The following is an 11,699-nucleotide window of genomic DNA, read 5'->3' as shown; positions in this document are numbered from 1 at the left end:
TAGGGAGCTTTTTGCTAATGGGCGGTCAAGAAGGTGAGTCGAGACCGCTTAGGGCAAAAAGAAAAGGAAACAGTGACTACAAAGACAAAAAGTCTTTCATCTGTTGAAGAACATATTCTGCTTGTTCCTTGTCTTCCATTTCACAGAAGATGCGTAGCAGTGGCTCGGTTCCAGAGAAGCGAGCAATCACCCAGCCGCCATTATTAAAGTACACTTTCGCGCCATCAGCGTAGCTAACCTTATCAATATCGTACTCAAACTCAGGGAGCAGTTTTTCGATGTAGAGTTTGTGGTACAGGCTGTCTTTTTGTGATGGTTTAAAGGTGCAATCGCCTTCGGCGGTATAGGCGTAGCCATACTTGCCGTAGATCTCTGATAGCAGTTCCGAGAGCGTCTTCTGAGTAACACTGAGCATTTCGACCAACAGGCTAGAGGCAAATACGCCGTCCTTACCTTTGATGTGGCCGCGAATGGTTAAACCACCTGAGCTCTCTCCGCCAATCAGTGAGTCGTCGGCTTCCATTTGGCTACTGATGTGCTTAAAGCCTACGGGAACCTCAAAGCTCTTTTCACCGTAGTCGGCTGCAACTTTATCCAGTAGGTGCGTGGTAGCGATATTGCGAACCACCGAGCCTTTCCAGCCTTTGTACTCAAGTAGGTAGTAGTAGAGCAGTAGTAAGACTTCATTAGGGTGAATGAAATTACCTTGCTCATCAATGATGCCAAGACGGTCAGCATCGCCATCGGTACCAATACCGATATCGTAGCCCTCTGCCGCCACTAGATGCTTAAGACGATATAGGGTTGCCGCACTTGGTGAAGGCATTAAGCCACCAAAGTCTGGGTTTTTGCCATCGTTGATGACGTCCACATCACAGCGTCCGTTGATAAGTACCGTTTGCAGTGCGTTTTTCGCCACCCCAAACATCGGGTCGATGAGCACTTTAAGATTGGCTTGTTTGATAGCATCGATATCGATAAGGTCGATGATCGAATCAACAAACTCGTTCATTGGGTTAATAACGGTGATAGCGCCGCGCTCGACGCACAGCTCGAAATCGCCAGAAATGACTTCTTGATGAGTCAGGGTAGCTATTTGTGCTTCGATTTTCTCGGTGATCACCTCATCAGCGTCACGACCACCTTCAATAAACACCTTGATGCCGTTGTAATCTGCCGGGTTATGAGACGCGGTGATGCACGCAGAATACGCACAGCCCATGCTTTTCGCCTTGTACATAACAATCGGGGTAGGTACGAACTTATCGATAAAGCTCACTGGGATACTGTTGGCAGCCAATACTTCTGCAAACCAACATCCCGCTTTGTCGGATAAAAAACGGCGGTCATAGCCAATCACGAACCCGCGATCGGCAACATTTTCAGCTTTAATAATGTTGGCGAGCGCCTGAGCGACGAGCTTCACGTTGTCCTTAGTGAACTCTTCGCCAATAAAGGCGCGCCAGCCGCCTGTTCCAAATTTGATCATCTCTCTCTCCTAAGAGGTTATCTGCTCATGCAGTGTGACCAATGATGAGCTCACACAAGAGCTCATCATTGCCGAGCGAATTAGCCCAATACCACATGAACTTGGTTCACGCTGCCTTCCGCTTGCGGTGGAATAGCACCCTCAATCGCTTCGCCGTTTAGGGTGATAGATTTCACGCCTTTGCTGACGTTGTTTGGGTTGTCGACTTTGATTTGATACGTCGCACCGCGCCATTGGCGAGTCACTTCAAATCCCGGCCACTCTGTTGGAATACATGGGTCAACCACGAGGCCATCAAAGCTCAGTCTTACACCTAGGATATAGTTGGTCGCGGCGAAGTAAGCCCAGCCAGAGGTACCCGTTAGCCAAGGGTGGTTAGCACGGCCATGGTCTTGGTGGTCACGACCCATGATGAACTGCACGTAAGAGTATGGTTCTGTAATGCGCGTTTCGATCATGTCGTTTTGGTTATACGGGTTGAGCGCGTCATAGTACTTCATCGCTTGATCGCCGCGCCCCAGTTTCGCTTCAGCGACCCATGCCCATGGGTTTGGATGCGAGAAGATCGCGCCGTTTTCTTTTACGCCCTGATAAACACGAGTGACAAAGCCGATATCATCGTTTGGTGTCGCGAATGATGGCGCATTAAGGTGTAGGCCGTAGTCTGAGTAGAGGTACTCATCAACCGCATCCATGGCTTTCTTGCCGCGCTCATCGCTCACTGCGCCAGACACCACCGCCCAGGTGTTGGACTCAAGGTGAACCTTACCTTCGGTTTGTTTACTGGTACCGACCTTGTCGCCGTTTTTGGTGATACCGCGGATATACCAGCCACCGTCTTCATCCCAAAGATGCGTTTCACAGGCGTCTTGAACTTTTTGCGCCATTTGTTGGTAGTAGGCGACATCATCAAGCTCACCACGGTTGCGTGCGAGGTCAACAAAGTCTTGCAGTGCCCAGAAATGTAGGAAAGCCACCATGGATGACTCACCACCGCCTAGGTTTAGACAGTCATTCCAGTCCGCGCGCAGACCTTTGGCGATACCTGTGGCACCCACGTGCTCATCGGTAAAGTTAAGTGCCGCTTTCATGTGCTCGTAAACGGTCGCATTGCCGCCGTCAGCGTAAGGGATCACCTCATCAAAGAAGTCTGTTTCGCCTGTTTCCATCACGTAGCGACAAATCGTTGGTACTAACCATAAATGGTCATCGGAACAGGTATCGGCAATGCCGTGGATCTTATCTTCATCACTTGGGGTTGGAACCACCGTTGGTGATTTTGATGGTTCAACATCGGCTTTTTCAGGATCGAACCAATCTGGATCGAATAGGTGCAAACCATAACCCGCTTTCACCTGACCACGCAGTAGATCAACGATGCGTTTACGTGTCATTTCCGGTGCTGAGTGAGGGACAGCCATCGCATCTTGCGCGGTATCGCGATAACCCAAACCAGTACGACCGCCGACCTCAATGAAAGATGCAAAGCGTGACCAAACTACACAGGTTTCCGCTTGGTACAGCGTCCATGTGTTAAGCATGGCGTCCAGACCCTCGTTAGGCGACGTCACTTGGAACTTAGCACAGCGCTCATCCCAGTGTGCTTTAATCGCATCAAAGGCTGCATCGACTTCAGACAAGTCTTGGTACTTGGCACGCAGACGCTCGCCGTTGCCTTTACCAATACCCAGTACGTATGCGAAACGCACTTCTTCACCTGGGGCAATAGTAAATTGCTTATGCAAAGAGCCACAATGGTTGTAACAGGTTTGGGTATGGTTCGAACATTGACCTTTTTCGACGGCAATCGGGTTTGATTCATCGCGGTACAAGCCAAGGAAGTTATCACGCTGACCATCGTAGCTGTCCGGAGTGAACGTAGACGCTAGGTAGTAGTAACCTTCAAAGTCATTGGTGTTGTAGAACAGGTCGTACTCAATCACGCCATCTTGATAGCTGGTACCCGCAGAATAGAGTGACATCTGATGGTTTTGGTTGTCTGAGGCAATGTGGCTAAACGAGAACTCGACAAATGAGAACGCGCTGATAGTGCGCGGTTTGTCGCCTGTGTTGCGGATCACTACATCCCATACTTCCGCATCTTCACCTTTTGGCACGAATAGGGTTTTGGTGGCTTCGATGTCGGAGTATTGGCATTTGAACTTAGAGTAAGACAGGCCGTGACGCACTTCGTAATCGGCTTCATCTAGGCTTTTTGCCACAGGCTGCCAAGAGATTGACCAGTAGTCGCCCGTCTCATCATCACGTAGATACACATAGTGCCCAGGACGATCAAACGTCGCGTTAGGACGGAATTTGGTGACGCGATTGTATTCTGGGGAGTTGTAGAACGAGTAACCGCCCGCGTTGTGCGAGATGACGGTACAGAATTTTTCTGTCCCTAGGTAGTTAGTCCAAGGAGCAGGGGCATCGGGACGAGTGATAACATATTCTCGGTTCTCGTTATCGAAGTAGCCGTATTGCATGATGATATCCTTATTGGGGAAATTAAAACCGGTTGTTTTGTTGTTGGCGCTGCGTTTGATATTGCGCGCCTTGTATTCCTTGCCCTGTCGGCCAAGGGTGCTTGTATTTCACGTGCTGCCTGTCGAGTAAACTAAGATGGCGTTTAAGCCGCGACAGAAAGGCGCGATAATCTTTGTGGTTACTGGTGCTCCACGCAGTTTCTGCTAATGCAGTAAGGCGTGGGAACATCATATAGTCGAGTGTGTCAGGTGAGGTGATCCTCTCTGTCCAGACAGCCGCTTGCATACCCAAAATGCGTTTCTTTACGGGATCATCTGGATGCAGCTGAGCCAGCGGCTCATAGTGATAGGCTTTCTCTAGGGTAATGGCGTTCGCGCTATGCACGCCGAGTTCGGTGGTGTTGTTGTCTTGCGCCATGTCGAGATAGGTGCTTTGACCTGGCTGTAGAATGACGTCGTAGCCGAGCTTGGCGGAGTTAATCGCCGCTTCTTCGCTTAGCCAAGAGTAAACAATGGTGTCTTTACTGACTTTGTTGACTAGGTTGCCTTCTTCCCAACCCAGCATGCGCTTGCCGAGTGATTTCAGTTTATCTTCAACATGACGCAGTAAATGGCCTTGGAGATCTTTTGGATTGTGATAACCATGCTCTGCCATCAATGTATGGCAGCTTGGACTGTCACTCCATACTCCAACCGGAACTTGGTCGGCGCCAATATGAATGAAAGGTGAAGGAAACAGAGCCGCCACTTCTTCAAATACAGTATCAAGAAACTGATAGGTGCCTGGTAAGCCGGGAGAAAGTACGTTATCGCAGTAGTTCTGGGCACTGCGATAGCTAGAGCTGTCTTCTTTGTCGACAAGCAGATGTGGCAACGATTTGATCGCGGCACGGCTGTGACCCGGGACGTCAATTTCAGGTATGACTTGGATGTTGCGCGCTGCGGCGTACTCAATAATCTCAGCCACCTCTTGCTGGGTATAGTAACCACCATAGTCGCGCTGGATACTGTGCAGTTGAGGCTCTAAAGCGCGCTCAGCACCGCGCCACGCACCCACTTCAGTCAGTTCAGGAAAGGCGTGGATCTCAAGGCGCCATGCTTCATCGTCAGTCAGGTGCCAATGAAAGGTGTTGATCTTGTAGTGAGCAAGGAGGTTCAAAAGACGCTTGATTTCGCTTATTGGCTGAAAGCTGCGTGCACTGTCGAGCATGACGCCGCGATAGCGAAAACGCGGAGCATCGTGAATTTGAACGTGAGGGACATACAAGGTGTGACGGTCTTTATCAAAGTCCATCAATTGCATCAGCGTTGCGCAGCCATACACAAACCCGGCGTTGCCATTGGATTCAATTTCAATTCCGGTGTGATCAACACGCAGTTTGTAGGCTTCATTGTCTAGCACTGGTGAGTGTCGAAAACGAATATCTTGCTGACCGATGGACTTGGTCGTGATCGAGAACAAACGATCGATCTCATCCTTAAGCCAATTGGCGACCGATTGCATCGCTTGATCTTCGACGCAGATCTGGCTGTAACGCGTTAGCTCATACACGCTGTCGCCAAGTTCGATGGATTGTGGCTCTGGGATCAGACCGTGTCTGCCTTCAAAGACATCGCCAATTGGATTAGATTTGTCTTCTCCTGAACCAAGTACAATAGGGGATGTGGTCACCGGATACTGGGTTAAGCTATCAGTATTGAGGTAGGCCTCTCGAATGCCATCATTGAGTGATTTTAAAGGTGCTGTGGCAATACAAAATTCAACGTATACATGGTTGTTAGCGTATAGAGGCGTCCCTTCAATGTTGAGGCTACAGAAGGTGCCGACCTGCGTAAGGTTGCCTTGAGATAAGCTGTCTGGCGTAATAAAACGCTCGAAAACAAAATGCAGCTGCCAATTGGTATGGCTTTTCTCAGACAAGTTATGCAAGGTTAAGCCAAAGCGGCAGCCTTTTGGCAAGCGTTCTACAATGGCTAAATCGACACGAAAATCCATATCCGCCCCTTACTAGTACAGGTTGTGTTTCTCAGTGCCTGCCATCATCAAGGCACCATCCATCGCATCTCCTTGTGGAGCGACGATCCAGCGCTGTGCGGCAGGCGATAACCAATCGAAGATGCGTTCAGCGATGCTGCCCATCAGGCAGATCTTGTCAGCACCGCGCTGGTTTAGCGCGCAAAGGAACATTTCAATATCGTCTGCAGTCTGTTGCAGCAGCGATTTGGCTAAGTTGTCGTTGAGGTAGGCGTATTCAAAAATTGCCGGTGAAAACTGCCCGTAATCGCGCGGTAGTGCGCTCTTAGACCACTCAACAATTGCATCAATATCGTGGTTGAAATGGGTCATAACAATCTCAGCGAGAGGGGAAGGCGGCTTGATGCCATCTTGAATGAGTAGCACTTGCTGAATCAGTCTTAGTCCCATTACTGCGCCGCCGCCCTGGTCGGAAATTGGGAATTCTCGGCCACCAACGACATGCTGCGTATTACCTTGAATGCAAAGGCCAACAGAGCCGGTGCCAGCAATCATAATTGCGCCATCTTCGCCTTGGTGGGCACCTAAACAAGCGCCATAGCCATCAGTATTGAGCGTCACACTGGCAAACGGGTGTGCGGTATTCATAAAGGCGTGGTAACTGGCTTTGTGTTCGGCACCGGCAAGCGCAAGGCCAACGTCCATTTGTGAAAACGATGACGCGTCTAAGCCGCCTTGCGTTGCTGCTTGCTCGATGGAATCGATGATAGATTGCATCGCCAGTTCTGCGCCTAGCATGATGTTGGCACTGCCGCTTTTGGCTTCGCCAACGAGTTGGTTATTGTCATCGATAATTCGAGCGCGGCAGGAGGTTCCCCCACCGTCGATACCTACTTTATACCGAGCCATGATGATTCCCTTTATTTTTTATAGTGTTGTTGCCACAGCGCTAGAGCCAGCAGAAGCCAGCCTGCGTGAGGGATCCATTGCTCTCCCCAGCGCCAGTTCTGTAGCATGTCGTCTTTGTGTTTTTCGGGTTTGAAGGCGATATCGGATTCATCTTCAAATCCAGATGTGATGCCATTACACACCCCCCCTAAGGCGTTAAAAAAGCCAATCTCAGGTAGGTAATCTGGATTGTTATGACCATGCCCATCGAGCATGCACATGTCGTATGGGTTAGCGCCGAGGACCCAGTTGATACAGTCATTGGCGTAGTGTTCGAGCTGAGCTTTAAGCTCATCATTAACAAGATGTGGCTGAGCTAGTAGCGCCATGGAGGCAAGGGAAGCGATGCGAGCATTTTCACCTTGCCACCAGTAACCAGATTCGTTGTTGTGCGGGACGAAAAATGCATTGTGTTTGTCTCCGTCTACCGCTTTTACATACTGTCTTGGATAACCAAATGGGTTGTAAACATCATCAGTGATGGACACTTCAAACTGGCAGGCTTGAGTCAGCAGTGATTGAACTTGCAATGCACGCTGGCGATCTGGCTCGATGGCGAGATATTCGGTCAGTGCTATCACGGGTAGCCCCGCCTCGGCGGCGTGGAAATAAGGGCGGCTACCATCTGAGTTCGCTGACCAGTAGAAGCTGTGCTGCTGGTCACTTTGAGCGCGTTGATTTAGTGCCTCTACCCAGTCGCGAACTTCGCTCAAGTATTGCTGCTCGCCGCTGGCTTGGAATAGGGCGATGCTGGCCATGAGTGCGCAGTATTCGTCGATAATGTTAGCTGTTTGGTCGTTCAAATAACGGTTGTTGTGCTCTTTGAGGTGCCAGTAGCCTTTTTTTGCTGCTTCCAAATAATCGTGTGATTGTTCGCGAGTCAGGCTCGCGACCTGACTGGTTTTCGCGAGCGCTGCGATGCTCATGCCGCCGCCTTGACGAAAGCCTGCCTCATAGTCATTTCTCTTATGACCAAGCTGTGTTTCGTAGGCACAGATTTCTCGCTGCGCGGTATCTTTGCTCCACTTATCAAATACCGTCATGTAGAAGAAACCACTAGGGTGCTGCATGCGTTTAAGGAACTCTGCGCCATGCAACGCTTCTTCAAGTAGTCGTGAGGTGACGAAATTAGGTTCTGCTTCTTTGCCTACCAAGTCGTGGGCTTTGAGCATATTCCAAACCACCATAGGAATTTGCTGGGGGTTTAGGTAGTTGGCATAGGACAGGTGACTTAAGTACTTGCTCACATCACCAGACGCGTCATACCAGCCGCCGTGCACATCAACGCGTTGTGAGCTCCCCACAATGGGAGCGCTCTTGTCTGCGATATCAAATTCACCGCCACAGCGCTGCGATTTGAAGTAGTGAATAATGTCGGAGAAACTGCGGTTGTGGAGCGAGGTGTCGCCCACTTCAAACGTCTGTGATTTGATGTTTTGGTAACGTAAATAGTAGCGGCCTTGCTCTGTCCACTGACTAAAGTCGATGGTGAAGAAAACACCCATGTGCCAATTATCCACTTTGGAACCACCGATAGGATTAAGCTCAAGCACAATCTCATCACTTTGCGCATCGATTAAGAATGCGCTTGCGACTTCGTGTTGAGCGAGTGATGCCATCAAAATGGCACGCTTCTCGCTGTTCGCATGGTAGCCAATGTGGTTGGTCAGCAGCTGCATGTTTTCTTCCATTACTTCTCTCTCGGTATGGATGGGCTCCCAAAACGGGAGCCAAAAAGTTTAGTTTTCGTATAAATAACAACGGACAAAGTGGTTGTCAGACAGTTTAGTGACACCAGGCAGTGCTTCACGACATTTGCTGGTAGCGTGTGTACAGCGACCTGAGAATGGGCAGCCGACAGATTCTGGCGTCCAAAGCGGGATCTCACCTTTGTTACCAGCCAGTTTTTCATGAATAGACTTCGCTGGATCAGGTACAGCTGAAACCAAAAGCTGGGTATACGGGTGTTGTGGGTTAGCAATGACCTCATCGGTATCGCCCCATTCCACCATATGGCCGACGTACATCACTGAAATGTCTTCTGCTATGTAGCGTGCGGTTGCAATGTCGTGGGTGATGTAGAGCAGCGACATTTGCTTCTCAAACTTCATCTCTTCCATCAGATTGAGAACACCGGCACGAATCGATACGTCGAGCATCGATGTTGGCTCATCTGCTAGCACGACTTCCGCACCTACAGCGATGTTGCGGGCTAGGTTAACGCGCTGTCTCTGACCGCCAGAGAGTTGGTGCGGGTATTTCGCTGCGGTCTCTTTTGGCGGGATCAAGCCCACTTGTTCTAAAAGACTGTATACACGCTCTTCGAGTTCTTTTTTGTTGCCTTTGCTGACTTTGTTGTGGATCAGCAGCGGACGCGCGATGTGGTGGAAAATGGTATGGGTTGGGTTTAGCGAGCCAAACGGGTCTTGCCATACCATTTGTACGCCTTCGCGGTATTGCATCAGATCGCGGTTTGATTTGATCTCTTGAATGTCACGGCCGCGATATTTGATTTCGCCGCCGCTTGGGGCATACATCTTAGCGATCATCTTAGCGGTCGTTGATTTACCCGAGCCCGACTCACCAACCACGGCAAGGCCGCGGCTCTTGTACATTTTGAACGAGACATCGTTAATGGCTCGCATCATAGGTTGAGATAGGGCATTACTGTTGATAGGGAAGTCCTTAACAACATTGTTGCCTTCTATCAGTAGTTCACCAAAGTTGCTCATAATGGTTCTCCAGAAATCCTTGTTAGTACTTACTTATTTCGCTGGTGGTCGTTATGACAACTCTTGCGCAACGGCAATAGGTTCACCGTACAAGTGGCAGTTAGAAAAACGGTTGTGCTCGATTTGACGCAGCTTAGTGGGTACTCGCGTACACGCTTCGTGGACACGTTCGCAGCGAGCTTGGAATCGGCACCCTTGTGGTATTTCCAGAAGGTTCAGTGGGTTGCCTGGAATACCCGTCAGCTTGGTTTTTGGGCCCGTCAAAGGTGGGAATGAGCTACCCAGACCTTTGGTGTAAGGGTGGTATGGTGACTCAAGGATCTGTTTTGACGGTGCCACTTCGATAAGCTCACCGGAATACATGATGCCAATGCGATCGGAGAACTCGACCATCAAAGAGATGTCGTGGGTTATGAACAAGATAGAGAAACCAAACTCTTCTTTCAGTGCGTAGATCTTTTGTAAGATCTCGCGCTGCACGACCACGTCGAGTGCTGTGGTTGGCTCATCCATGATGATCATCTTTGGATTCAGCGCTAAAGCAATCGCGATAACCAATCTCTGGCGCATACCACCAGAGAATTGGTGTGGGTAGTCGTTCAAACGACTTGGGTGAATATCGACGATTTCTAACAGACCTTGTGCGCGCTTTACTGCTTGCTGACGAGTTAAGTTAGTGTGACGCATAATCACATCGCAGAATTGCTCTTCCATGGTGAGTACTGGGTTTAGTGCGTTCATCGCACTTTGGAACACCATCGACATTTCACTCCAGCGGAACGACTGCATGCGTTCGTCACTGTATTGAAGAATGTCTTCACCATTGAACAGTACCTGACCACCGCTGATGTATGCAGGTGGCTTATGCAAGCGCATCAATGAGAAAGCAACGGTGGATTTACCACAGCCCGACTCACCAGCTAGGCCAAATACTTCGCCCTTGCCGATATCAAAGCTGACGTTGTTACAGGCACGGACATCGCCGGCATCAGTAATATAGTCAACACAAAGGTTACGGATTGAAATTAGTGGGTCTGACATGATTAACGATCTCCGCTCCATAGTGCATTTTGTGGCGCGACTTCAACCTCGCGTTCTTTTTTGTCTTGTGCTTGGATTTTCTTCCAGCGCTTCATGCCTTTGTGTGAACGAAGCTGAGGGTTAGCGATTTCGTCGACGGCAAAGTTAAGCAGTGCTAGGCCCGTTACCAAGAAGGTCAGTGCCAAACACGGTGCGATGACTTCCCACCAAGCGCCAATAAGCATTGCTGATGAGGTTTGCACGTTGTAGAGCATGATGCCCCAGCTGATCGTGTTTGGATCGCCCATACCTAGGAATGAGATGGTCGCTTCCATCAAGATGGCGTACATCACCGAACCGATGAAGCTCGCACCAACGATAGAGATAAGGTTTGGTAGTAGCTCTACAAAGATGATGCGAAGACGTGACTCACCCAGTACTTCTGCGGCTTTTACAAACTCTTTTTCACGTAGAGAAAGGGTTTGTGCACGGATAACCCTCGCGCCCCAGGCCCACGACATACAGCCAATCACCAGTGCGATGGTCAGTGGCCCTGCTTCACCAATGAAGGCTGCCACAACGAAGAGGAGTGGGAATGGCGGAATGACCAACATGATGTTCATCGCTGCGGTAAGTACTTCATCCACTCGGCCGCCAAAGTAACCCGCAGAGATGCCGATAACCGTTGCTAGAAAACACACCGTAAGACCTGCACCAAAGCCAACCATTAATGAAACACGTGCGCCATAAGCGACTTGTGACCAAACATCACGACCCATACGGGTTGTGCCCAGTGTGTGATCGGCTTTTTTCGACATCAGTAGAGTGCGGCGATCATCGGCGAGATTGGTGGCAACCCAACCGTCAGGGTTAGACTGAGCCATTTTCACGATGACACTTGGGTACTCATGAGAGTTACCAGTACGTTTATCTGGGGCATGTTTGGTAATCAGCGGTGCTGCAACCGCCACAAAGACGAACAAACCAATGATTGAGAGTCCAAGTCTGGCCGTTCCATTGCGCCATACTAGCTGTAAGAAACCTTTCAT

At 49.8% G+C, this 11,699-nt stretch carries 8 protein-coding genes; all 8 read right to left on the bottom strand.

The window, feature by feature from the left end; all coding sequences use genetic code 11:
- Positions 1-76 precede the first annotated feature (76 nt).
- The 8 genes from PG915_RS14275 to PG915_RS14240 all read right to left on the bottom strand — a co-directional run bounded on the left by PG915_RS14275 (position 77) and on the right by PG915_RS14240 (position 11,699).
- Positions 77-1,489, bottom strand: a complete 1,413-nt coding sequence (locus PG915_RS14275; protein ID WP_353497121.1) for a phosphoglucomutase/phosphomannomutase family protein — start codon at positions 1,487-1,489, stop codon at positions 77-79.
- 80 nt (positions 1,490-1,569) lie between these two features.
- Positions 1,570-3,975, bottom strand: coding sequence for a GH36-type glycosyl hydrolase domain-containing protein (locus PG915_RS14270; RefSeq protein WP_353497120.1), 2,406 nt, complete (start codon positions 3,973-3,975; stop codon positions 1,570-1,572).
- Positions 3,976-3,997: 22 nt separating this feature from the next.
- Positions 3,998-5,971 (bottom strand): beta-N-acetylhexosaminidase, encoded by a 1,974-nt coding sequence (locus tag PG915_RS14265; protein WP_353497119.1) that lies wholly within the window; start codon positions 5,969-5,971, stop codon positions 3,998-4,000.
- Positions 5,972-5,983: 12 nt separating this feature from the next.
- Entirely contained in the window at positions 5,984-6,859 is an 876-nt protein-coding gene (locus PG915_RS14260) for an N-acetylglucosamine kinase (protein ID WP_353497118.1), read from the bottom strand.
- 11 nt (positions 6,860-6,870) lie between these two features.
- Positions 6,871-8,577 carry a glycoside hydrolase family 9 protein gene (locus tag PG915_RS14255; RefSeq protein ID WP_353498732.1) on the bottom strand — a complete coding sequence of 569 codons (1,707 nt, stop codon included), beginning with the start codon at positions 8,575-8,577 and terminating at the stop codon, positions 6,871-6,873.
- A gap of 60 nt (positions 8,578-8,637) precedes the next feature.
- Positions 8,638-9,630 (bottom strand): ABC transporter ATP-binding protein, encoded by a 993-nt coding sequence (locus PG915_RS14250; protein WP_353497117.1) that lies wholly within the window; start codon positions 9,628-9,630, stop codon positions 8,638-8,640.
- A gap of 51 nt (positions 9,631-9,681) precedes the next feature.
- A complete protein-coding gene (locus PG915_RS14245; protein ID WP_353497116.1) occupies positions 9,682-10,671 on the bottom strand; it encodes an ABC transporter ATP-binding protein in 990 nt (329 codons plus the stop codon).
- A 2-nt stretch (positions 10,672-10,673) separates the two neighbouring features.
- Positions 10,674-11,699: an ABC transporter permease gene (locus PG915_RS14240; RefSeq protein WP_353497115.1), complete on the bottom strand. Its 1,026-nt coding sequence runs from the start codon at positions 11,697-11,699 to the stop codon at positions 10,674-10,676.

It is taken from the genome of Vibrio sp. CB1-14, from assembly GCF_040412085.2.
Classification (GTDB): domain Bacteria; phylum Pseudomonadota; class Gammaproteobacteria; order Enterobacterales; family Vibrionaceae; genus Vibrio; species Vibrio chaetopteri.
The sequence above is the reverse complement of the archived record's forward strand: the minus strand, read 5'-3'. Positions and strand labels throughout refer to the sequence as shown.